The 22,642-nt window shown below is 70.6% G+C and carries 19 protein-coding genes; 7 read left to right on the top strand and 12 right to left on the bottom strand.

Features of this window, described 5'->3' with window-relative positions; genetic code table 11:
* Positions 1-249: 249 nt before the first annotated feature.
* Complete coding sequence (locus ACIBBB_RS11645; RefSeq protein ID WP_398980850.1) at positions 250-1,632, top strand: cysteine desulfurase/sulfurtransferase TusA family protein; 1,383 nt, start codon at positions 250-252, stop codon at positions 1,630-1,632.
* A gap of 64 nt (positions 1,633-1,696) precedes the next feature.
* Here the strand turns inward: ACIBBB_RS11645 and ispG are convergent, their stop codons facing one another.
* The 4 genes from ispG to ispH form a co-directional block, all read right to left on the bottom strand.
* Positions 1,697-2,860 (bottom strand): flavodoxin-dependent (E)-4-hydroxy-3-methylbut-2-enyl-diphosphate synthase, encoded by a 1,164-nt coding sequence (gene ispG, locus ACIBBB_RS11640; protein ID WP_398980849.1) that lies wholly within the window; start codon positions 2,858-2,860, stop codon positions 1,697-1,699.
* The gene (gene dxs, locus ACIBBB_RS11635) at positions 2,857-4,791 is read right to left on the bottom strand and encodes a 1-deoxy-D-xylulose-5-phosphate synthase (protein WP_398980848.1); all 1,935 of its coding nucleotides are present in this window, start codon (positions 4,789-4,791) and stop codon (positions 2,857-2,859) included. The genes ispG and dxs overlap by 4 nt, the downstream gene beginning before the upstream one ends.
* 5 nt (positions 4,792-4,796) lie before the next feature.
* Positions 4,797-5,870 (bottom strand): polyprenyl synthetase family protein, encoded by a 1,074-nt coding sequence (locus ACIBBB_RS11630; RefSeq protein ID WP_398980847.1) that lies wholly within the window; start codon positions 5,868-5,870, stop codon positions 4,797-4,799.
* Between the two features lie 77 nt (positions 5,871-5,947).
* Entirely contained in the window at positions 5,948-6,967 is a 1,020-nt protein-coding gene (gene ispH / locus ACIBBB_RS11625; protein WP_398980846.1) for a 4-hydroxy-3-methylbut-2-enyl diphosphate reductase, read from the bottom strand.
* Positions 6,968-7,169: 202 nt separating this feature from the next.
* Here ispH and ACIBBB_RS11620 point away from each other — a divergent pair, with 202 nt between their 5' ends.
* From ACIBBB_RS11620 to ACIBBB_RS11610, 3 genes are all read left to right on the top strand, one after another.
* A complete protein-coding gene (locus ACIBBB_RS11620) occupies positions 7,170-8,141 on the top strand; it encodes a UbiA family prenyltransferase (RefSeq protein WP_398980845.1) in 972 nt (323 codons plus the stop codon).
* A 274-nt stretch (positions 8,142-8,415) separates the two neighbouring features.
* Entirely contained in the window at positions 8,416-8,850 is a 435-nt protein-coding gene (locus ACIBBB_RS11615; protein ID WP_398980844.1) for a hypothetical protein, read from the top strand.
* Entirely contained in the window at positions 8,847-9,029 is a 183-nt protein-coding gene (locus ACIBBB_RS11610; protein WP_398980843.1) for a hypothetical protein, read from the top strand. The genes ACIBBB_RS11615 and ACIBBB_RS11610 overlap by 4 nt, the downstream gene beginning before the upstream one ends.
* Positions 9,030-9,045: 16 nt before the next feature.
* On the opposite strand, the gene ACIBBB_RS11605 is transcribed toward ACIBBB_RS11610, so the two are convergent.
* From ACIBBB_RS11605 to ACIBBB_RS11590, 4 genes are all read right to left on the bottom strand, one after another.
* Positions 9,046-10,920: an FAD/NAD(P)-binding protein gene (locus ACIBBB_RS11605; RefSeq protein WP_398980842.1), complete on the bottom strand. Its 1,875-nt coding sequence runs from the start codon at positions 10,918-10,920 to the stop codon at positions 9,046-9,048.
* 119 nt (positions 10,921-11,039) lie between these two features.
* Positions 11,040-12,155: a 3-dehydroquinate synthase II gene (locus ACIBBB_RS11600; protein ID WP_398980841.1), complete on the bottom strand. Its 1,116-nt coding sequence runs from the start codon at positions 12,153-12,155 to the stop codon at positions 11,040-11,042.
* Between the two features lie 53 nt (positions 12,156-12,208).
* On the bottom strand, positions 12,209-12,967 hold the full coding sequence (locus ACIBBB_RS11595; RefSeq protein WP_398980840.1) for a class I fructose-bisphosphate aldolase: 759 nt from the start codon (positions 12,965-12,967) through the stop codon (positions 12,209-12,211).
* Between the two features lie 123 nt (positions 12,968-13,090).
* A complete protein-coding gene (locus ACIBBB_RS11590) occupies positions 13,091-15,319 on the bottom strand; it encodes an MMPL family transporter (RefSeq protein ID WP_398980839.1) in 2,229 nt (742 codons plus the stop codon).
* Positions 15,320-15,459: 140 nt separating this feature from the next.
* On the opposite strand from ACIBBB_RS11590, the gene ACIBBB_RS11585 reads away from it, so the two are divergent.
* Positions 15,460-16,437 (top strand): sigma-70 family RNA polymerase sigma factor, encoded by a 978-nt coding sequence (locus tag ACIBBB_RS11585; RefSeq protein WP_398980838.1) that lies wholly within the window; start codon positions 15,460-15,462, stop codon positions 16,435-16,437.
* A gap of 33 nt (positions 16,438-16,470) precedes the next feature.
* Here ACIBBB_RS11585 and ACIBBB_RS11580 read toward each other — a convergent pair whose 3' ends face one another.
* The 3 genes from ACIBBB_RS11580 to ACIBBB_RS11570 all read right to left on the bottom strand — a co-directional run bounded on the left by ACIBBB_RS11580 (position 16,471) and on the right by ACIBBB_RS11570 (position 20,161).
* Positions 16,471-17,208, bottom strand: a complete 738-nt coding sequence (locus tag ACIBBB_RS11580; RefSeq protein ID WP_398980837.1) for a hypothetical protein — start codon at positions 17,206-17,208, stop codon at positions 16,471-16,473.
* A gap of 58 nt (positions 17,209-17,266) precedes the next feature.
* Positions 17,267-18,886, bottom strand: a complete 1,620-nt coding sequence (locus ACIBBB_RS11575; protein ID WP_398980836.1) for an AMP-binding protein — start codon at positions 18,884-18,886, stop codon at positions 17,267-17,269.
* Positions 18,887-19,186: 300 nt separating this feature from the next.
* On the bottom strand, positions 19,187-20,161 hold the full coding sequence (locus tag ACIBBB_RS11570; protein ID WP_398980835.1) for a carbohydrate kinase family protein: 975 nt from the start codon (positions 20,159-20,161) through the stop codon (positions 19,187-19,189).
* 129 nt (positions 20,162-20,290) lie between these two features.
* Between ACIBBB_RS11570 and ACIBBB_RS11565 the strand changes: the two genes are divergently transcribed.
* Complete coding sequence (locus tag ACIBBB_RS11565; RefSeq protein ID WP_398980834.1) at positions 20,291-20,503, top strand: hypothetical protein; 213 nt, start codon at positions 20,291-20,293, stop codon at positions 20,501-20,503.
* Between the two features lie 87 nt (positions 20,504-20,590).
* Positions 20,591-22,168 carry a hypothetical protein gene (locus ACIBBB_RS11560; protein WP_398980833.1) on the top strand — a complete coding sequence of 526 codons (1,578 nt, stop codon included), beginning with the start codon at positions 20,591-20,593 and terminating at the stop codon, positions 22,166-22,168.
* 97 nt (positions 22,169-22,265) lie between these two features.
* Here ACIBBB_RS11560 and ACIBBB_RS11555 read toward each other — a convergent pair whose 3' ends face one another.
* A complete protein-coding gene (locus ACIBBB_RS11555; RefSeq protein ID WP_398980832.1) occupies positions 22,266-22,622 on the bottom strand; it encodes a HesB/IscA family protein in 357 nt (118 codons plus the stop codon).
* Positions 22,623-22,642 lie beyond the last annotated feature (20 nt).

The raw sequence follows: 22,642 nt of genomic DNA, 5'->3' as shown, positions 1-22,642 counted from the left end.
TCGCCCGCACGGCCGGCTGCGGCCGTCACGGTCGTCGCCGGCCCTGACGCGGGCAGGGGTTTGGATGTTTATGCGGACCAAACCCTACTGGACGCAATTTGGGGTCGCGCATGGAGGGTGCCCAACGCGCCGTCCGGGACCCCGAAGGGGTGGAATGCCTGGCTCCGGGGCACTTCTGACGCTTCTCCAGACCTCGTCCGGCATACCGGCGCGCGGCGTTGTCCCGCGGGCAAGGCTTAGCGTTGCGGCGTGGCCTACTTCGACTCCGCGTCATCCGCGCCCCTGCACCCCGTCGCACACGAGGCCCTGCGTGCCGCCCTGGACGAGGGCTGGGCCGACCCTGCCCGGCTGTACCGGGAGGGGCGGCGGGCCAGGCTGCTGCTGGACGCCGCGCGCGAGACCGCGGCGGAGGCTGTGGGCTGCCGCCCCGACGAACTCGTATTCACTCCTTCGGGGACGTACGCGGTGCACGCCGGAATGGCGGGAGCGCTCGCGGGCCGTCGGCGTGTCGGGAGCCATGTGGTGGTCTCGGCGGTCGAGCACTCGTCGGTGCTTCATGCCGGCCACACGCGGGTCACCGACCGGGACGGCGCGGCCGTGACGGAGGTCGCGGTGGACCGTACGGGCGCGGTGTCCCCGGACACGTACGCGGCGGCCCTGCGCGCGGACACGGCGCTCGCCTGTCTCCAGTCGGCCAACCACGAGGTCGGCACGGTGCAGCCGGTCTCGGCCGTCGCCGAGGCGTGCCGGGCGGCCGGGGTGCCGCTGCTGGTGGACGCCGCGCAGTCGCTGGGGTGGGGGCCGGTGGACGGGAGGTGGTCGCTGCTGACCGCGAGCGCGCACAAGTGGGGCGGGCCGGCCGGAGTGGGACTGCTCGCCGTACGCAAGGGGGTCCGGTTCGCTCCCCAAGGGCCGGTGGACGAGCGGGAGTCGGGGCGCGTGCCCGGTTTCGGGAATCTGCCGGCGATCGTCGCCGCCGCCGCGTCGCTGCGGGCGGTACGGGCGGGGGCGGCGGACGAGGCGGCCAGGCTTCGCGTACTGGTGGACCGGATCCGGGCGCGGGTGCCGGAACTGGTCCCCGATGTGGAGGTGGTGGGCGACCCGGTGCGCCGGCTCCCCCATCTCGTCACCTTCTCCTGTCTCTATGTCGACGGGGAGACTCTGCTGCACGAGCTGGACCGGGCGGACTTCTCCGTGTCGTCGGGCTCGTCCTGCACGAGCAGCACGCTGACGCCGAGCCATGTGCTGCGGGCGATGGGGGTGCTCTCGGAGGGCAACGTCCGGGTGTCGCTGCCCTCCGGTACGGCCGAGGCGGAGGTGGACCGCTTCCTGGAGGTACTGCCGGGGGTGGTGGCGCGCGTACGGGAACGGCTGGGCGCGCCGGTCGTACGTACGGAGTCCTCCGGCGCCGCCGGCGCTCCCTCGCTGGTCGTGGACGCGCTCGGCAAGCTGTGCCCGATCCCGGTGATCGAGCTGGCGAAGGTCATCGGGGACGTACCGGTGGGGGGCACGGTGACCGTTCTGTCCGACGACGAGGCCGCCCGCCTGGACATCCCGGCCTGGTGCGAGATGCGCGGGCACGAGTACGGCGGCCGGGACGGCACCTCGTTCCTGGTGCGCCGCCTCTCCTGACCCCTGCCCGTGCCCGTACCCCTGTGTCCGTGTCTCTGCGTGCGCACGCGCGCGTGCGCGAGCGTCAGGAGACCGTGACCACGGGAGGGCCGGACGGCTGCCCCGTCCCCGGCTCGCTCGCGGTCTCCTCCGCGATCTTCATCGCCTCCTCGATGAGCGTCTCGACGATCTTCGACTCGGGCACGGTCTTGATGACCTCACCCTTGACGAAGATCTGGCCCTTGCCGTTGCCGGACGCGACCCCGAGGTCGGCCTCCCGGGCCTCGCCCGGCCCGTTGACCACACAACCCATGACGGCCACCCGCAGCGGGATCTCCATCCCCTCCAGCCCCGCGGTCACCTCCTCGGCGAGCTTGTAGACGTCCACCTGGGCCCGGCCGCAGGACGGGCAGGAGACGATCTCCAGCTTCCGGGGCCGCAGATTGAACGACTGGAGGATCTGGGTCGCGACCTTCACCTCCTCGACCGGCGGGGCGGAGAGCGAGACCCGGATGGTGTCGCCGATGCCCTGACGCAGCAGCGCGCCGAAGGCGACGGCCGACTTGATGGTGCCCTGGAAGGCCGGGCCCGCCTCGGTGACGCCGAGATGCAGCGGGTAGTCGCAACTCTCGGCGAGGAGCTCGTACGCCCGCACCATGACCACCGGGTCGTGGTGCTTGACCGAGATCTTGATGTCGTGGAAGTCGTGCTCGGCGAAGAGCGACGCCTCCCAGAGCGCGGACTCCACCAGGGCCTCCGGTGTGGCGCTGCCGTGTCTGGCCAGCAGCCGGGGGTCCAGCGAGCCGGCGTTCACGCCGATCCTGATCGGGGTCGAGTGGTCGCGCGCGGCGTGCGCGATCTCCTTGACCTGATCGTCGAACTTACGGATGTTGCCCGGGTTGACGCGTACCGCGGCGCATCCCGCCTCGATCGCGGCGAAGACGTATCTCGGCTGGAAGTGGATGTCCGCGATCACCGGGATCTGGGACTTCCTGGCGATGTCGGGCAGCGCCTCCGCGTCGTCCTGGCTCGGGCAGGCGACACGGACGATGTCGCAGCCGCTCGCGGTGAGCTCGGCGATCTGCTGGAGCGTCGCGTTGATGTCGGCGGTGAGGGTGGTGGTCATGGACTGCACGGAGACGGGTGAGTCGCTGCCCACGCCGACCGTGCCGACGTCCAGCTGACGGGTGGTGCGTCGGGGGGCGAGGGTCCGGGGCGGCAGTTCGGGCACGCCGAGGTTCACCGTCATGACTGCTCCTTGTCCAAGGCTTCGGTGTGTTCGTGTCCGTGGCCGTGGCCGGGCCCGGCCTGGTGTCCGACCGCCCCGTCCGCGATCCGCTCGGTGAGGGTCCGCACGATGTGCTCCTCGGTGAGACCGCAGTCGGCCAGCACCTCGCCGCGGCTGCCGTGTTCGAGGAACCGGCGGGGGATGCCGAAGGAGCAGACCGCGGTGGCCGCCCCGATGTCCTGGAGAGCCTGGTTGAGTACGGCGCCGAGTCCCCCCGTGCGGAGGTTGTCCTCGACCGTGGCGACGAGGGAGTGCCGGGCGGCCAGGGCCGTGAGCGCCGGATTCAGCGGGGCGATCCAGGTGGGGTCGACGACGGTCGCCTCGGTGCCCAGCTCGCTGAGCCGGCCGGCGACGGCGAGGCCGAGGCCCGCCATCGAACCGGTGGCGATCAGCAGTGGTCCGCCCGGTGCGCCCTGCCGGAGTATGTCGAGCCCGCCGCTCACCGCGAGGGCGTGGATGTCGGGGCCGACCTGTCCCTTCGGGAAGCGGATGACGGTAGGTCCGTCGGTCACCTCCACCGCCTCGCGCAGGGCGCCGCGGAGTGTGGCCGCGTCGCGCGGGGCTGCCATCCGCAGGCCTGGGACCAGGGTGAGGAGCGGCACGTCCCACATGCCGTTGTGGGAAGCGCCGTCGTCGCCGGTCACCCCTGCCCGGTCCAGCACGAACACGACGGAGCAGCGGTGCATCGCCACGTCCATCAGGACCTGGTCGAAGGCGCGGTTGAGGAAGGTGGAGTAGACGGCCACGACCGGGCGCAGACCTGCCGTCGCCAGGCCGGCCGCCGAGGTCACGGCGTGCTGTTCGGCGATCCCGACGTCGAAGGCCCGCTCGGGGAAGCGCTCGGCGAAGGAGCTGAGTCCGGTGGGGCCGGGCATGGCGGCCGTGATCGCGACCACGTCGTCGCGCTCCTCCCCCACGGCTATGAGTTCCTTCGCGAAGACCGAGGTCCAGGAGGTGCCCGGGGCGGGCGCCGATCTCCCGGTCTCCGGGTCCATCACGCGTACCGCGTGGAAGCGGTCGGCCTCGTCCTTCTCGGCGTGCGGGTAGCCCTCTCCCTTGCGGGTGACGCAGTGGACGATCACGGGCGCGCGGAACTGGTGGGCCCGGCGCAGTGCGAACTCGACCGCGTCGATGTCGTGTCCGTCGACGGGACCGATGTACTTCAGGCCGAGACCCTCGTACATCCCCTGCGGGGTGAAGACGTCCTTCATCCCCTTCTTGAGCCCGTGCAGGGCGTCGTAGACCACCGGCGCGGGCGCCAGCACCTTCTTGCCCCACCGCAGCAGGGACTCGTAGCGGTGGGAGGTGCGGAGCGCGGCGAGGTGCGCCGCGAAGCCGCCGACGGTGGGGGCGTAGGAGCGGCCGTTGTCGTTGACGACGATGACCATGGGCCGGTCCTGTCCGGCCGCGATGTTGTTGAGCGCCTCCCAGGTCATGCCTCCGGTGAGGGCGCCGTCCCCGATGACGGCGACCACGGCGCGGTCCGTGGCCCCCTGGAGGGCGTACGCCTTGGCCAGGCCGTCCGCGTAGGACAGCGCCGTCGAGGCGTGCGAGTTCTCGATGAGGTCGTGTTCGGACTCGGCACGGGAGGGGTAGCCGGAGAGGCCGCCGCGTTTGCGCAGCGCGTCGAAGCGGTCGGCCCGGCCGGTGAGCATCTTGTGCACATACGTCTGGTGGCCGGTGTCCCAGAGGATGCTGTCGCGCGGTGAGGTGAAGACCCGGTGCAGGGCGATGGTCAGTTCGACGACACCCAGGTTGGGTCCCAGGTGGCCGCCGGTGCGGGAGACCTTGTGGATCAGGAACTCCCTGATCTCCCGTGCCAGGTCGAGCAGTTCGCCGTGGTTGAGCTTCTTCAGGGCGGCGGGTCCGGTGAGGTTGTCGAGTTGTCCCACGGTGCTCAGGCCTTCCGGTAGGCGACGCGAAGGGCCATGGCGCCGAGTTCGTCGCGCCACACCTGGTCCATGGGGGCGTCGTCGAGCGCCGCGCGCCCGCGCTCGACGAGTCCGGCGATGTGCCTCTCGACGTCGTCGGGCACACCTGTCCCGAGGAGCAGGTCGCGCACTTCGCCGGGGTCGTGGCCGGGTGTCGTGACCAGGTCGTGGACCCGCTCGTCGCGCTGCATCGCCCAGCCGAGGAGCAGCGTCATCTTGTGCTGGGTGAAGTCGAGCCCGGCGGGCTTGCCGGTCTCGGCGGAGTTCCCGAACGCGCCCAGCAGGTCGTCGCGGAGCTGGAACGCCTCGCCGACGGTGGCCCCGTACTCCTCGAAGGCCGTTCCGAGCGCGGTGGATCCGGCGAGGGTGGCCCCGACGACCAGCGGCCGGTGGATGGTGTAGCGGCCGGACTTGGCGAGGGCGATCCATCGGGAGAGCTCCGGGTCGACGGCGAACTCGGCGGCGGCCGCGACGTCCATGTACTGCCCGATGATCAGCTCCGCGCGCAGTTCGCTCCAGACGGGGACGACCGCGGAAGGCGCTTCGGCCATCAGCTGGTCGGAGTAGACGAGCGCGAGATCCCCGGCGAGTATGGCCACGCTCTCGCCGAACCGGCGCTCCTCGCCCTGCCAGGCCTTGTCCCGGTGTTTCGCCGAGTGTTTGACATGGACGGTGGGCGCGCCGCGCCGCTGTCCGGAGGCGTCCATGACGTCGTCGTGGATGAGGGCGCAGGCGTGCAGCATCTCCAGGGCGGCGGCGGCCGGTACGACGCCGGGGGCGTCGGCTTCGCCGCCGGCCGCCAGATACCCCATGACGCAGAAGGCGGGCCGCAGGCGCTTGCCGCCGGAGTCGATCAGGTCGGCCACGGCCGCTACGGGGACCGTCGCGCGGCTGTCGACAGCGGTCCAGAGGTCGTTCTCGGCGGTGAGGAAGTCACGCAGGTGGTGTTCCACCCGCTCCAGCAGGTGCTGTGTGGTGCGGCGGGCGGAGTCCGTCGTCAGCACGTGGTCGTCGGGCCTGGCGGTCACTTCGGTGGTCACACGTGTCTCCTGGTCTAGAAGCTGTCGCGTCGGAACACGGGGCGGTGCTTCCTGCCGCCCTTGGGCGCATGTCTCCGTCAGGGGCCGCCGGTGGTCGCGGCATCGGGCGTCGCGGCATCGGGCGTCGCGAGTTGCGTGGGCATGGAGAACGTGACGTCCTCCACGGAGGTCACGTCGATCTCGACGTCCCTGAAGCCGAGTTCGGCCAGCCGGTCGACGAGTTGCTCGACCAGGATCTCGGGCACGCTCGCGCCGGAGCTGACGCCGATCGACGTGACGCCGCGCAGCCATCTCTCGTCCAGGTGCGAGACGTCGGGGGTCAGATGCGCCGCGACGCCGCCGTCGCGGGCCACGTCGACCATCCGCAGGGAGTTGCTGGAGTTGCGTGAACCGACGACCAGCACCAGGTCGACCCGGCCGAGCAGTGACTTGATGCCGTTCTGCCGGTTCTGGCTGGCGTAGCAGATGGTGTTCCGGGCGGGCGAGACGATGTCGGTGAACCGGCTCTTGAGCCGCTCGACGACGCCCGCCGTCTCGTCCATGGAGAGGGTGGTCTGCGTCAGATACGCGACGGGGGTGGCGGGGTCCAGGTCCAGGCGGTCCACGTCGTCGGCGGACTCGACGACGATCGTCACCTCCGGCGCCTCACCGCGCGTTCCCTCGGTCTCCTCGTGCTCCTCGTGCCCGATCAGCAGGAGCACCCGGCCGTCCCTGGTGACACGGCGCGCGTGCTGGTGGACCCGGGACACGAGCGGGCAGGTGGCGTCGATGACCTCCAGTCCGCGCGCCGCCGAACCCTCCCGCACCTGGGGTGACACCCCGTGCGCGGAGAAGAGACAGACGGCCCCTTCCGGTACCTCCTCCTCCGACTCCACGAAGCGGGCGCCCCTGCGCTCCAGCGTCGCGATGACATGGTGGTTGTGGACGATCTGCTTGCGGACGTAGACCGGGGCGCCGTAGACCTCAAGCGCCCGCTCCACCATCGCGATGGCGCGCACCACACCCGCGCAGAAACCGCGCGGTTCGGCGAGGACGACTCTCTTCCGTGCCGGGCCCGCCACCGGGGCACCCCGCTCGACAGTAACTTCGAATTCCACGAAAACTCTCTCTCCCGAGAAGTCGGTTCAATTGCGTGCAGGTAATTCACCGCCGCCGGGCGTACGCCCGCGCTCACTCGCCGGCAGGTCACAACTCCCCCCACCTGGGGTCCCGTTGACAGGCTCATTGTGACCGTGGGACGATCGTTTTCTTATTGTCCCGAGTTGAATCTACGGGCCAGTTCGAAACCGGGGGTCCAGCATGGAAACCAAGCCTGCCAAAATATCTGAGGCAGCCTCAGGAGTATCCAGCAGAACCGTCATTCGCGGATTACTTCGACTTTCGAAAATCCGCGTATTCCAGCATTACTTCGGCCTTGTTCTCGCGTGGCTGCTGCTGAGCCCGGATGCACTGGGCCGACCGGGCGCCACGACCGCCATGTTCCTTTTCCTGCTCGGCTCGGTCGCCATCGTCGCGTGCGCCTGCGCCAGTGACGACATCGCGGGATTCCGGAACGGCAGCGACCTGTTGAACTACCGGTCGGACGAACAGCTGCGCGACATTCGCGCGAAGCCTCTGCTGACCGGCACCGTCACCGAGAGGCAGGCTCTTGTCTTCGCCGCCGGATCGGGCGTCGTGGCCGTACTGGCCGGGACGGCCGCGTTCTGGGTGCTCGGCTGGGACTCTCCCTTCAGTGCCTATGTGCTCTATCTGCTGGGATTCGTCTTCAGCGTCCAGTACTCGGTGGGCCTGAAGGTGAGTTACCGGCGGGGCGGCGGCGAGACGCTGCTCTGTCTCTCCACCGCGGCGGGACTGCTCGCACCCTTTCTCGCGGTGAACCGTGAATGGACCTGGCCGGCCGTCGCCCAGGCCCTCCTGCTCGGCGTCTGGCTGGTCATGGTCAGCAGCTACTCCAACGTCAACGACGTGGCGGGCGACCGGATGGCCGGCCGGCGGACCCTGGCCGTGACCACGGGAAGAGCCGTCCAGAACGCCGCCATGACCGCGTTCTTCCTGCTATCGGCGGGGCTTCTCACCGCGCTGGCGTTCACCGACGGCTGGCCGTCGTGGCTGCTCCTCACAGCGCTTCCCGCCACCGTCCTGCACGCGGCGCAGCTCTATCAGGGCCCCGTCATGCGCCGGTGGCTGCGGGCCAGGAAGCTCGGGCTCATCGCGTACAACCTCGGGTTCGTCGGCATAGCCGTACCGACGTTCTTCGCCCTTCACCGGTAGCCGTAAAGCCGGTGAAACCCCGAAGCCCGTGAGACCAGACCCACTTCGGCGAATTCCGTTCATGCCCAGGGGGAGAAGAATGCCCGGACCAGTCTGCCGTCGAGACCACCTCTTAGAAATGGAGCCCGTACCCGGGCTCCGCCTGTGCGGCTCCTGTCTACGACAGACAGAGCAGAATCTCACCGCGCTTCCCGCCTTGTACGACGAGTGCGTGGACCACGTCTTCGGCGCCCCCAGGAACCCCACCCGGCAGCGAGTGACGGGAACCCGGGACGTGGCTCCTCTCAACGATTCGGCCATCGAGACCCGCACCAATATCTCCGGTGTACTCACCTCATGGGCGAGCACCGTGATCGAGGAGAAAGGAGTGTCGGCCCCCGGACCTTCCGTACGGTCTCTGACGGACTTTCTCATCCATCATCTGACCTGGCTCGCCGGCCACTTGGCAGCCGTGCTCTTCGCCGACGAGACGGAGAATCTCGTGGCGGAGGCACGCCGGACCCTGGATCCCGCACCGGACGCCCGGCTCGTCACACTCGGACTCTGTGTGGAACCCGGCTGCTCGGAAATCCTGAGCGCCGCCGAACCGGGTCAGCGAATTTCCGGTTCACGCGGTATCAGCTGCCCGGCGGGACATTCCTGGAAGACCCATGAATGGTTCCTTCTCCAGAGTCGTATCGAACAGAAGGGTGAGGCCGGCACCGCATGACCAGACCACCGCGCCACCGACGCGTACCGACGAAAGTGGCCGCACTCGCCGTGGGTGTTCCGGAGGCGACGATCAGACAGTGGGTACGCAGGGGGAAGCTCACGCGCTACGGAACTCCCGGCCGCGCCGAGTTCGACATCGGCGAACTGACCGAGATCGCGAGGGGGTCGGGCCGCTGACCGACCCCGGGCCGGGTCACCCGCTCGGGGAGGGGTGCCCCGGCCCGGCGGACAGCGCCAGCGCCTTCCTGGCGATGGCGTCCGCGTCGCCGAGGATCACGGAGTCCGCGCCCGGTCGGATGCCGGCCGCCGTGACCCAGTGGACGGTCTCGGTAGGCACCCCGAAGGCGAACCTCCGGGGGTGGGCCCGGCCGGCGGCGTCGATCAGATGGTAGGGACGTTCGGTCACGGCGAGTCCTCCTGTCCGGTAGGCGGTGCCCGTCGTCTCGCGCAGTTCGTACGGCCGGCAGGCACCGCTCGCGAGCAGGTGGCGCACCAGCGGGTCGCTGGTCCGCCGGATGTCGACCTCGGGAAGCCGGGACTCGATGAGGGTGGTCACCCGCGCCTCGGAGGCGGTCACCGCCGGGGAGCCGACGAGGAAGCCGTCACCCGAGGGAGCCGGCCGCGCATAGGCCCCCGGGCCGAGCAGGGTCAGCACTCCCGCCTCGATGAGCGCGATCATCTCCTCGGTCCGCAGGGCGGGCGGGCCGATCGACAGATACGCGTTGAGCGGTGTGTACCACCCCTGGAGTTCCTCGCGGTAGGAGTCCCCGGTGATCCCGGCGTGGTCGACGACGAGCCTGATCTCGTTGCGCAGATCCCTCAGCACATCGAGCGCCGCCTTGAGCGGGCTGGACAGATTGCCCGTCCGCGCCTCCTCCAGATCGTGGTGCAGCCGGCCGAGCACCCAGTCCTGGAATTCGCCGGGACCGGAGAACCGCAGCCCGGCCGCCGGCCTGGCGACGGCGTCCCAGCTCCAGCGCTCGGCGGGGGCGATGCCGTACGCGTCGAGCAGCGCCTCCTCCCCGGTGTCGGGAACGGCCGGATAGCGGCGCGAGAACTCCACGGCTCGGGCGTCCCCCCGCCGGGCCAGCAGCGTCTCGTAGTAGACGCCCCGCACCTCCCGGGCGATCAGCGGCCACACCTCGGCCAGGAAGGCAGGCGGACTGCCCCGCCGGCTGCGCGCGCGAAACCCCCCGATCACCTCGGGGGTGAGCAGCTTCGGCTCGTAACGCCCGTACGCCCCTTTCTCGTTGTCGCCCCGTGCGTGATACGGGAGGCCGCGACGCGACCCCGCGTACAGGCGTGGCTCCCGGCCGGACGGGCGGTAGACGAGCTGTCCGCCGTCGCCCTTCTCGAAGACCCCGCCGCGCGCGGAGGTGAGCAGGGTCAGATGGTCGAAGAAGGTGAGACCGAGGCCCCGCAGGGCCACCGGTTCGCCCGGCCGCACGCCGGTCAGGTCCTGGTCGGCCGGGTTGGCCGGCGGCTCGTAGCGCAGGCCGTGCGCGTCGGCGAACGCGCCGAGCGCGCGCTCCTGTTCGCCGGCGGGCATGTCGATGTGCCCCTGGGCCAGTACGACGGCGGAGAGCCCCGCCAGCCGCGTGCCGTTCTCCAGGGTGACGCTCTGGCTGCCGTCGGCGGCGTCGTCCAGGCGCAGCGCACGGGTGCGGTGGCGGCGCACCGCGCTGCCCGCGGGAGCCGTCGCGCACAGCTCACGCAGCACCCAGTTGAGGTAGTGCCCGTAGAAGACACGGGTCGGGTAGTCGTCGGGTCCGAGTCCGGCCGCCTCGGCGAGCACCGTGGGCGGGAACCCGTCGGGCGGCTCCGCCGTAAGGGGCGAATGTGCCCACTCGTAGAGGCTGGGACCGCGGACCACCGGTCCCTCGCAGGTGACGGTCTCGTCGGTGAACATCGTGACCTGCGAGGCGATCGTGTTCATCAGCAGCACGTCCGGCTGATCGACGCTCCATACCCGTCCGCCCGCTCCGAGCATCGGGTCGACGAGATGGACGACGAGTGGTCCGGCCGACGGGCCGCGCTGTCGGGCGTTGGCGAGGAGGCGCTCGGTCACGCTGATCCCCCGCGGTCCCGCACCGACCACACATATCTCGGTGCGGGATGCCGGCGCTCCGTTCTCTGTCACCTCAATCTCCCCGTGTCGCGGTGGTCCGTCAGAAGCGCCGACGGCAGTCAGAATTCGCTGATCTGCTCAGCCACCTTGATTCCGACGTGCCTGCCGGGTTCGGTGACATGGCCCAGGAGCTTGGTGCCGGGCACCACCTCCGTGAGGTTGAGCGGCTTGCCGTCGGCGCCCATCACGCGCACGTGCCAGTCGTCCTGGAGGAAGACGTTGACCTTGACGTCCCCGTGGACGGCCTCGACGAGCCGCAGCGGACGGAGCTCGACCTTGACCCGGCCGACCACCACCTCACGGAACGTGCCGTCCGCCGAGACGGCGTGCGTGCGCTCCCCGGCGGCGAGGTCGGTGATGTAGGCGGTGGTCTCCGAGCCGAAGACGTAGCTGTGCACGGCGCCCGCGTTCACCCGGAAGGGGCGGAGGTTCATGTACGGCAGGTAGTGCACCTCCGCGCAGACCAGGATGCCGCCGGACGACGTCGAACCGACGATCATGCCCTCGTCCTCGCCGAACAGCGTGGCCGTGTCGACGCAGCCCCGGTAGCCCATGCCGATCGGTTCCGCGCGGACGACCTCCAGGGGCACGAGGTCCTCGCGGACCTGTCGGCGCAGCCGCAGCGCCTCGCCCACCCGGTCGATGTCGGCGAGCTGGTCGCCGCGGACCACCAGACCGGCGGGTCCGCTCTCCAGCACACCGGCGACACTGGCAGTCTCGGCGGAGCTGAGGAGTTCCTTGAGCACCCGGGTCGTGCCGTCCTGCGCGCGGGCCAGGAGCAGCTCCAGCGGGATGTTGGTCTCGTCGACGAAGGCGGCCACCAGCACGTCGACCCTGCCGCAGAGGCCGGCCGCCGCGTTCATGCTGTCGCCGTCGACGATCTCGCAGCGGACGCCGACCGGGCGGCCCCCGGCGAGGGCCCGTACGGCGTCGAGCTCGGCCGGTCCCCGCACCAGCAGGATGCTCACGCGCTGGTCGGCGAGGGCGGCGGCGGCACTCCCGGTGTCCACCAGGGCGGCCAGGGTGATCCGCTCCAGCGGCTCCCAGCCCTCCAGTTGGTCGGGGCGCAGCAGGACCGTCGTGGCGGCGGAGGACCGCGCATGGGCGAGGGCCGCAGCCGTCTCGTCGGGGCCGAGTCCGGTGACGTCAGCCCAGAGTTCCTGTTCCGTGTCCACGTGCCATCCGTTTCTGAGAGGTGGGAGTCCGGGAGGTGGGGGTACGGCCGGGCTCAGCCGGAGCCGTGCACGATGCCGCGCAGTTCGGCGGTGGCCGCCGCCGGGTCCGCGCTGCCGAACACCCGCCGGCCGACGCAGAGACCGCCGATGCCCGCGCCGATCGCGTTCTTGGCGGAGCTGAGGAAGTCCTCCCAGGTCCCGTCCGCGGCCCCGCCGGCGATCACGACGGGCACCGGCACCTGGCTGGCCAGATCGGTGAGGTACTGCTCGCCGGGGTGCGCCGCCTTGACGATGTCGGCGCCCAGCTCCGCCGCTATCCGTGAGGCGTGCAGCACCTGGGGACCGATGTCCGCCGCCTCGGTCCTGATGTATGTCATCACCAGCAGCGGCATGCCGAGCCGGTCGCAGGAGCGGGCGATGGCACCGAGCCCCACGAGCGCGTCGCGGTCCTCCCGGTGGCCGCAGCCGAGGGTGATGTGCGCGGAGACGGCGTCGGCGCCCAGCGCGGCGGCGGTCTCCGGTTCGCAGACGGTGGCCTTGAGTTCGGACTGCGCGCTGAGAGCGGTGTTGCCCGACAGGTGCACGATCATCGCGGTGTCCCGTTGTACGGGCATCTCCCTGGCGGCCGATCCCCGGTGCGAGACGATGCCGTCGGCGCCGCCGCTGACCACCGAGCGCATGACGGCGCCCATGTTGGCGAGCCCGCCGGCGACACCCGTGGTCACCGAGTGGTCGAGTGCGACGAGCAGCGTTCTGCCGTCCTCGCCGACGAGCCGACGCAGCCGTCGTTGTTTTCCGTTCACCAGTGTCACTGCCCTACCTCTTCCGTTGCTGGTCTCCGGCACGCCGAAGGGGCCGGCTCCGGCGCACAGGGCGCCGGGGCCGGCCCCTTCGGGCGACCGGTCGGTTCGGGTTGCTACGGACAACTCACGGCACTACCGGTGTGCCGCCGGTGCCGGCTCGGCCATCGCGTGGACGGTGTGGGGTCCGCCGTCCGACTCCTTCAGGCCGAATCTGGCGTGCAGGCGCCGCAACGGGGCGGGCGCCCACCAGGTGGCGCGCCCGCCGAGCCGCATCAGGGCGGGCAGCAGCAGCCCGCGGATCAGGGTCGCGTCCATCAGGACGGCGAGCGGCAGGCCGATGCCGTACGCCTTGGACAGGGTGATGTCGGAGACGGCGAAGGCCAGGAACACGACCGAGATCAGTACCGCCGCGGCGGTGACGATCCGTCCGATGCGCTCCAGGCCGCGGGCGACCGCCGCGTTCCCGTCGCCGGTGATCTCGTACTCCTCGCGGATCCGGGCGAGCAGGAAGATCTGGTAGTCCATCGCCAGACCGAACGACAGCGCGAAGAGCATCACCGGCACGGTCGCGGCGATGTCCCCCGTGACGGTGAATCCCCCGAGCAGGCCCGAGAGATGACCGTCCTGGAAGATCCAGACCAGTGCGCCGAAGGTCGCGGTGAGGCTGAGCCCGCTGAGCAGTACGGCGATGAACGGCACCAGCACACTGCCGGTCACCAGGAACAGCAGCACCAGCATCGCGAGCACCACCGACACCAGTGCGTACGGCAGCCAGTGGATCATCGAGCTGGTCGCGTCCTCGTTGACGGCGGCCGTGCCGCCGACGAGGGTCCCGGACGGCGCGGGCGCGTCGCGGATCTCCCGCACCAGCCCCGCCGTCAGATCCGCGTCCGCCGACGTGGGCGTGACCGAGAGGAAGACCGAACCGTCGCCGCGGAACCGCTGGTGCGCCTCGGCGGCCGGCCCGGCCTGGGTCCCGTTCGCGTAGCTGCCGGTGGAGGTGTCCACCCGCGCCACGTCGTCCAGACGGGAGAGCGCGGTGGCGTACGAGGCGATCTCGCCGCCTCCCGGGGCGTCGGGGACGACGACCTGGAGCGCGCTCTGTTCGCTGGTGTCGAAGTCGGCGCGGATCTCCGTGACGACCTGCCGGGCCATGGACGACTCGGGCAGCGTGCGTTCGTCCGGCATTCCCAGCTTGATGCCCAGGAACGGTGCGCCGAGCAGCAGCAGGAAGGCCGTCACGAGGGTCGCGATCGGCAGCGGCCTGCGCATCACGAAGGTCGCGAGACGGTGCCAGAAGCCGCTCTCCAGCTCCGTCGTCGGGGGCTGCTCGCGGCGTCGGAACACCCGTCCCTTCTCGATCCGGGGGCCGAGTGCCACCAGCACCGCCGGCAGCAGGGTGACCGAGGCGAGGGCGGCCAGCAGGGCCGTCGCCACTCCCGCGTACGCCATGGATCGCACGGCGGGCAGCGGGAACCAGGCCAGGCCCGCGAGGGCCACGGCCACCGTGATCGCGGAGAAGACGACCGTACGGCCCGCGGAGAGCAGGGTGCCGTGGACGGCTTCACGTTCGTCGTGCCCCGCGCGCAGCTGCTCGCGGTAGCGGTTGACGATCAGCAGGCTGTAGTCGATGGCCAGGCCGAGGCCCAGCAGGGTGATCACGCTGACCGAGAGCGAGGACAGCGTGGTCAGACTGGCGAGCACCCACATGAAGCCCATGCAGAGAAGCACCGTGACCAGCGCGATCAGCAGCGGTAGCGCGGCGGCGACGAGGCTGCCGAAGACGAACACCAGCAGGACGAGCGTCACCGGGAAGGCGATCATCTCCCCCTTGGTGGCGTCTTTCTGGCCCTGGTCGATGATCTCGTGCTGGAGCGGGGCGTAGCCGCCGACCTTGACGGCGAGACCGTCGTGCGTGCCCTGGTAGCGGGGCAGCAGCTCCTTGACCCGCTTCTCCACCTCTGTCTCGTCGCCGGTGATGGTGGCCAGGATCAGGGCCTTGTCGCCGTCGGCACCGCGCAGTTGGGGAGCGCGGGCGCCCCAGTAGCTGATGACGTCGGCGATCTGCGGTTCGGCCGCCAGCTTCTTGCCGAGCGAGACGCCGGCGGCGGTGGCCGCCGGTTTGTCCACGCCGTCCGGCGCGGTGACGAGCAGCGTCAGATTCGACTGCGCGTGGCCGAAGTCCGACGTGAGCGTGGAGGCCGCACGTCCGGATTCCGACTGCGGGTCGTCGAACCCTCCGGCGGTGAGTTTGGTGAACAGTGTCGAGCCCGCCGCGCCTCCCAGCACGGCGAGCAGCAGGGCGACGACGACCACCGCCCTGCGCCTGCGCAGGGCGAGCCCCGCAAGGGTTTCCAGCATTGTCGCTTCTCATTCCTCGTAATATCGACGGATGTCGGCATGCGCCAGGCATACGAGAAGCGAGGGCCCCCGCTTGTGACGTGACGGGCCATAATGTGTCCGGCGTCACATCGATCTCGCCCGGACAGGAGGCACCGCCTGTGCAGGACGCCCGCCCGGACTCCCCCACGATCGGTCGCGCGGTCACCACCGATCCGGGACAGTGCCCCGTTCCCGAAGAGTGCCCCGGTCTCGGACATTCCTGCGGCCCCGACACGCTCGACGCCGCGACCGAGGTGTACGCCGCCCACCGCGAGCTGCTCTTCTCGCTGGTCCACAATCTGCTCGGCACCGTCACCGACACCGAGGACGTCCTCCAGGAGACCTGGCTCTCCTGGGCCTCGGCTCGGCGCTCCCACATCGCCAACTCCCGCGCCTATCTGGTCCGTATCGCGGTGAACCAGGCGCTCGCGCGGCTGCGGCACGCACGCCGCGACCATGTGGGCGACCTGGGCGCCCGGCTGCCGCAGCCGCTCCTCAGCACGGCCGGCGCCGAGGACGGCGCGCTCCGTGAGGAGTCGGTGTCCCTGGCGCTCACGGTGGTGCTTCAGACGCTGACGCCGCTGGAGCGCGCCGTGTTCGTGCTGCGCGAGGTGTTCGGTTACGACCACGACGAGATCGCCACCCTGCTCGGACGCAGCCCGGCGGCCGTCCGCCAGACCGCCCGCCGGGCCCGGACCCAGGTGCGCTTACGCAGGGCCCGGGGGGCGCCGGGACCTGAGCTGCGCCGGGCCGTCACCGAACGCTTCATGTCGGCGGCGCTCGGCGGGGACCTCGCCGCACTGATGGAGGTCCTCGCCCCGGACGTGGCGATGTGGACGGACGGCGCCGGCACGCTGCACGTCGCGCAGCGCGTCGTGGAGGGCCGTGACCGGGTCGTACGTCTCGTACGGGCCAAGGCCCCGAGGCTGCCCGCCGGTCTGACGGTCCGCTATGTGAATGTGCACCGGGAACCGGCGGTGCTGCTGTTCGCCGGCGACCGGCTGCACACCGTCGTCGTGCTCGAACTGACACCGGCGGGCGACCGGGTGAGCGGGATCTACGGTGTCGTGGATCCCGAGAACCTCACCCTCGCGTAGGACGTGTCCCGCGAAGATCCGCCGGTCGAGGCGTCAGACCTTGGCCGGCTCCTCCGCGGGAGTTATGGCGGGCCTCTTGAGCGCGGCGGGCGAGTGGCCTTCCAGTTTGATCCGGCGGTACAGCATCCGCGCGTAGGCGATGTCCAGGACGATCACCGTCGCGCCGAGCACCGGGATCATCATGCTCTCCGGGTAGAGCGAGACGGACATCAGTACGCCGAGGGCCGAGCCGATGCCCTTGCAGCCCGCGATGTACATCGACTGGCCGGCCGACGATCCGCGGCGCCGCAGCATGGAGATGAAGGCCAAGCTCATCACACAGTTGACGCCGAGGCCCGCGTAGGCGCCGTAGAAGTCGTTGATCTCCAGTTCCGCGGCGGGGATGAAGAACACCGCGAAGAGGAAGGCGCCGCCGAAGAAGCGTTTGAACTCCTTGGCGGTGAAGGACGGGTAGTCCTTCAGGCCGAACTTCAGCACCTGCGTGACGATGTAGATGTCGAGCAGGAACCAGGCGAAGTTGAACGGCCGCTGCCAGCCGGCGTGCGGGACGATGAAAGTGTCGTTGAACTCCCAGGCGATGTTGAAGGCGACCGCCACCGCCGGGATGCCCACCCGGCGGTCGAGCCGGGCGCGCTGGATCGCGAACATGTACGCCGCGAGCCAGAAGGCTCCGACGACGAGCACGAGCCCCACGTAGTACCAGTCGGGGAGGTCGCGCGCCTCCTCCAGCCGGATCCGTCCCTCGTCGCCGAACAAAGGGGATGGCCACACTGTCGGTCTCCTTGTCTCGTAAGGGGGTCGGTGCGTGTCGACCGGTCGCCGTCGCCGGTCAGGTCCATCTGCCGGTCCCCCGGCCGCACTTCTCATCCAGCAGTTGTTCGCGCAGCAGAGCGCGGCGGACCTTCCAGGTGGCCGTACGCGGCACGTCCTCCCAGGGGACGAGCCGCGGTTCGCCGAAGTCCGGCAGCCCCTCTGTCGCCCGCTTCCACTCCTCGGGCTCCAAACGGTCGTCGCGCATGCACAGGACGGGCACGGGCAGCCCGTCGGGCACGCTGAGCACGACCACCTCCTGGGCCCGCTCCAGCCGGTCGAGCAGGGTGCTCTCCGCCTCGATGCAGCTCATGCCGGGGATCATGTCGACCTCGCGGTCGACCAGGCGGACCCGGCCGAACCGGGTGCGTTCGCCGAGGTCCCCGGTGTTCCACCAGTCGCCCTCGGTCTTCATCCGGTGCCGGTCGCTCTCGCCGAGGTAATCCAGGCAGCGGGTCCGGGTGTTGACCATCAGAAGCCCCGGCTCGCCCCTCGGCAGCCGGCGACCGGTGTACTGGTCGACGACCTTGACCCGCACCAGGGTGGGCCAGCCCACGTTGGTGACGCCGTCGCGGGTGGTACGCGCCCTGCGCACGGTCGCGCGGGTGAAGAGGTTCGCCGAGATGCCGGCGATCTCGGACTGGCCGAGCCCCCAGGCCCACACCGGGAAGCGGGCACGCGAGAGGGCGAGGAACGTGCGTACCGTACGCGGATGCACGGCGTCGAAGGTGCTGATGAACCGGCGGACCTGGAAGAAGAGCTCGGGCTGTTCGTCCGCCAGCTCCTCCCACCGCTGAAAGATGTTGGGCAGCGCTTCGAGCGAGGTGGGCCGGTGCTTCGCCAGCACCCTGGCGGTCGATTCCAGGCCCGGATCGGAGATCACCACCATGGCCCGGGGCGCCAGCGCGAACTGGGACCTCGTCCAGGACAGGCCCCGCATGTGACAGAACGAGATGGCGCTGGCCACCACGTCGCCGCGGCCCGAGGTGAGGAACGGGATCGGCGAGGACTCCAGCCGGTAGGGCAGCGCCCCGAGCGCGGTGTACGGCGAGTGCATGACCAGCTTCGGTACGCCGGTGGTCCCCGACGTATGCGTGACGATCATCGGCTCGTGGTCGCCGCGGACCCGGACCGGCGCGTCGGCCGCCCCGCGCAGGTCGTCGAGCGTCACCGCACCGGACGGCAGCCCTTCCCGGGGCTCGCCGATCACCACCAGCCGTACGCCCGGACCGGCCGGCGCGACCCCGGCCTCGGCAGCCCGATCCAGCACACCCGCACCCGCGACCAGCACGGTGGGACCGGCTCTGGTGATCATGGTCCGGATGGCGTCGAGATCCTGGCCGGGCGCCATCATCACCGGCAGCGCGCCGATACGGGCCGCTCCGGCCGCGATCAGGACCATGTCGAAGTGGTTGTCCTTGACGACGGCGAGCCGGTCACCGTGGCGAACTCCCGCCGCGTAGAGCCAGTTCGACACCTCTGTGACCAGTTCGGCGAGCGGCGCGGCGCCGTAGGTGGTGCCGGCGTCCGGCGCGATGTCGAAAGGCCGGTCGAGATGGACAACCGTCCGTGTTCTCTTCTGGGCGTGCCAGTCGAAGACAAGGCCGATGTTGATGGGGGGACGTGTACGCAGGGCCATACTCCGGAACCTCTTCAACTATGTGGGGGGGACGAGGACGTTGTGGCCGTATCGCGGGTGTCCGTCGCGCGCCGGGACATGGGAAAACCCCCGACCGCTACGTCCTGTCGGACGTGCTGCGATTCAGGGGTTCATCTGTTTTCGGGCGTGCCGAACGTACTGAAAGAGTGACACCTGCCGTTGGACGGGCCAAGGCGCGCCCGAAGTGACATGGAGCACTCGGAGTGACGAAGGCGCATGCCGGGGGCGCGGGCCGCACAACGGGAGTCCGGTGAATGGCGCGCGCCCCCGGGGCGGCTCCTACTTCAGATGCGTACGGACCTCGCCCGCCGCCTCGTCGCCGTACGCCTTGGTGAAGCGGTCCATGAAGTTGTTCCGCCGCAGCGTGTACTCCTGGGTGCCGAGCGTCTCGATGACCAGGGTCGCGACCATGCAGCCGACCTGCGCCGCGCGCTCCAGGCCCACGCCCCACGACAGACCGGAGAGGAAGCCGGCCCGGAAGGCGTCGCCGACGCCGGTCGGGTCGACCTTGGCCGTCTCCTCCGCGCAGCCGACCTCGATCGGGTCGTCGCCGACGCGCTCGATCCGGACCCCGCGCGAGCCGAGGGTGGTGACGCGGTGGCCGACCTTGGCGAGGATCTCGGCGTCCGTCCAGCCGGTCTTGGCCTCGATGAGCCCCTTCTCGTACTCGTTGGAGAAGAGGTACGTCGCGCCGTCGAGCAGCAGCCGGATCTCCTCGCCGTCCATCCGCGCGATCTGCTGCGAGAAGTCGGCGGCGAACGGGATGGACCTGGTGCGGCACTCCTCCGTGTGGCGGAGCATCGCCTCCGGGTCGTCGGCTCCGATCAGCACCAGGTCGAGACCGCCGACCCGGTCGGCGACCGACTTCAGCTCGATCTGCCGGGCCTCGCTCATGGCGCCGGTGTAGAAGGAGCCGATCTGGTTGTGATCGGCGTCCGTCGTACAGACGAAGCGCGCGGTGTGCAGAACCTCGGAGACCCGGACGGACGCGGTGTCGACGCCGTGTCGGTCGAGCCAGGCGCGGTACTCGTCGAAGTCGGGGCCGACGGCACCTACCAGGATCGGCGCGGTTCCGAGCTGCCCCATGCCGAAGCAGATGTTGGCGCCGACACCGCCCCTGCGTACGTCGAGGTTGTCGACGAGGAAGGAAAGCGAGACCGTGTGCAGCTGGTCTCCGACCAACTGGTCGGCGAAGCGACCGGGGAAGGTCATGAGGTGATCGGTGGCGATGGAGCCGGTGACTGCGATTCTCACGGCTGACTGCTCCTGTGGAGGAGAACATGTGGACAGCTCACGCTATCGGGTCGGCCCGGGAGCCTCGAAACGGCAAACTACCCGATAGTACGGCTTTCCTCCCGACCGCTCCGTACTTACGGTGCGTACATGAGGAATGACACCGTCCCCCGCGAGCGTGCCGTCCGTGAATCCGACACCAGCCTGGCCGAGCTGCGCGGTGACTGCGCGCGGATGGCGCCGGACTGGGTGCGGCCCGCCGCCGACGCTCCCGACCCCGTCCCTCCGTCGCTGATCCATGGCGTCACGGTCCCGCCGGACTCCGCCCGGCTGATCGACGGCATGTCCGAATACGGCGACTGACGGTCCCGGGGGAACCGAGCTCTCCTGGCGCCCGTCTCACCGGTGTCCCGGCCACGGCGGGGGCCATCCGGCCCGAAGGAGCAGACGGTGACCAGTACCGAACGACCTCAGGACAGCGGCGAACGCGGGGGCGCCCGCCCCGGGTTGCGGCGTTCCCCCCTCGCGATCGCGTCGGTGGCGGCGGCGGCCGTCCTGCTCGCCGGTGGCGGGGGTGCCTACTTCGCCACGACCTCGTCGGACGGCGGCGGTGAGGACAGGAGGGCCGCACGCGGCGACATGGATCCGCCGCCGCTGGCGCTCGGCGGCGGTGCGGACACCGCGACATCGGCGGAGGGGTCCGGCCCGGAGCCGGGTCTCGGTATCGCGCCCGGGGAGCCGAGCCCGTACGGAGTCGAGTACCACGCGACCGGCAAACTGCCCGAGGGGCCCGGCTCGGCCGCCGTACACCGCCCCGGGGGATCCGTCGCGGCGGCCGACGTGGCGCGTCTCGCCGAGGCCCTGGGTGTGGCCGGTGCGCCCGAACTCTCCGGTACGGCCTGGAAGGTCGGCGCCCAGAAGGACGGTACGGGCCCGCTGCTCAGCGTCGACAAGCAGGCGCCCGGCAACTGGACGTTCGGCCGCTTCGGTCCCGCACCGGGCGGCGACAACTGCCTCAAGGGCAAGGAGTGCCCGAGCGGCGGGGGCGGCGCGGGCGACAATCCCGTCGTACCGCGGAGCGGGGCCGGCCCGGTGAGCGAGGCGGCCGCGAAGAAGGCCGCCGCGCCCGTGCTGAAGGCGCTCGGCCAGCAGGACGCGGCACTCGACGCGGGCCAACTGATGGGCGCCGTACGGGTGGTGAACGCCGCCCCGGTGATCGGCGGGCTGCCGACGTACGGCTGGTCGACCGGCATCCAGATCGGCGCGGACGGCCAAGTCGTCGCCGGCAGCGGGAAGTTGAAGGCGCCCGAGAAGGGCGACGAGTATCCGGTGATGGGTGCGGCCGAGGCCCTGAAGCTGCTGAATGAGTCGACCGGCGCGCCGGGCACGAGCGGGATCGGCGGCTGCGCGTCGGCGGTGCCGCACAAGGACGGGCGGGAGCCCGCCGCCCCCTGCGATCCGAGGGGCAAGGGCGGGGAGCCGGCGAAGCCCACGCGGGTGCCGCTGGACAAGGCGGTCTTCGGTCTGTCGGCGCAGCAGGTGGACGGGCGGCCCGCGCTCGTACCGGCGTGGTGGTTCGAGGTGGCGGACACCGGGGGCGGACCGGTGTCGACGGTCACCCGAACGGCGGTACTTCCCGAGTATCTGACGCGGGGCGGCGACGGCGACGGCGGCGGAAGCCGTGACGGCGAGGCGCCCCCTGCCGGGGAAGCCCCCACGGACCCCCGGGAGGGGCAGGAACAGCGGGAGGGGCAGGAACCGAGGGAAAGGTCGCCGATCGAGACGTACAGCGCCGAGGGCAGCACATTGAGCGTCCGCTTCGTGGGCGGCGTGTGCGCCGAGTACTCCCTGCGCGCGGACGAGAGCGGATCCACGGTCGAGGTGGAGGTGGTGGACTCCGCGCCGCCGGGACGCCTCTGCATCGCGATGGCCAAGCGCTTCACCGAGAAGGTGACGCTGGACCGGCCGCTCGGGGACCGTGAGGTCCTGGACGCGATCACGGGCGACGCCGTGCCTCTGCGGAAGTAGCGGGAGCGCTCTCGAAGCGCCGGCGCACGCGGAAGGCGGCGGCCCCGGGTGGGGGCCGCCGCCTTCAGGCTTTCAGACTGCGATCAGCTATCAGCGATCAGCTGAAGGAGTCACCGCAGGCGCAGGATCCGGAGGCGTTGGGGTTGTCGATCGTGAAGCCCTGCTTCTCGATGGTGTCGACGAAGTCGATGGAGGCGCCACCCAGATACGGGGCGCTCATCCGGTCGGTCACGACCTTGACGCCGCCGAAGTCCTTGAGGACGTCGCCGTCCAGCGAGCGCTCGTCGAAGAAGAGCTGGTAACGGAGACCGGAACAGCCGCCGGGCTGGACCGCGACGCGCAGCGCGAGGTCGTCCCTGCCTTCCTGGTCGAGCAGGGCCTTGACCTTGCCCGCGGCGGCATCGGACAGGAGGATGCCGTCGCTCACGGTGGTGGTCTCGTCCGATACGGACATCTGCTTCTCTCCCGGGGTGG

It is taken from the genome of Streptomyces sp. NPDC051217, assembly GCF_044455465.1.
GTDB lineage: Bacteria > Actinomycetota > Actinomycetes > Streptomycetales > Streptomycetaceae > Streptomyces.
This window is presented reverse-complemented; position numbering and strand designations above follow the sequence as displayed.